This is a genomic window from Oribacterium sp. HCP3S3_B9, assembly GCF_052064255.1.
Taxonomy (GTDB): Bacteria; Bacillota; Clostridia; order Lachnospirales; family Lachnospiraceae; genus Oribacterium.
The window spans coordinates 1-495 of the sequence record NZ_JBQHVY010000078.1 but is presented as its reverse complement, the minus strand read 5'-3'; the positions used below and the strand labels follow the sequence as shown (position 1 = coordinate 495).

Annotated in this window: 1 protein-coding gene; it reads left to right on the top strand. The window is 54.9% G+C overall.

Annotated elements, in window-relative coordinates:
• A partial coding sequence (locus ACTNC3_RS11525) for a Mu transposase C-terminal domain-containing protein (RefSeq protein WP_441227517.1) occupies positions 1-408 on the top strand: 408 nt, incomplete at its 5' end.
• Positions 409-495: the final 87 nt, after the last annotated feature.

Below are 495 nucleotides of genomic sequence, written 5' to 3'. Positions count from 1 at the left end.
CGGGATACACGTCCGCTGAACTTTATCGATGTCAATACCATCGCAGAAGCCTTTCTGCATCACGAAAATCGGCGGGTCGACAAGGGCGCATGTATCCAGTTCAGAGGCAGGCGGTATGAAACGAAGCCGGAACTGATCGGGCTAAAGGTTGAGATCGCCTATGACCCGACGAATCCTGAGATCCTTACGATCAGCCATCCGGGCATCAAACCATTTACTGCAAAACCGCTGGTGATCAGAGGCTACTGTGCTCAGACACCGGCGCTCCCTCCAGCGATGCAGCCAGAGACGCCGAAGACATCCCGACTGCTGGATGCCCTCGAAGCACGGCACAAGGAATCGAAACGGCTCATGACCGATGCCATCTCCTTTGCGAACTACGGAAAGGAGGGACGCGCTCATGTATGAAGCATTCTTTGGCATGACCCATACGCCATTCACCAGGGACCTTCCACCGGAGTGCCTGTACGAGACGAAAGCGATGAGTGATGTGCT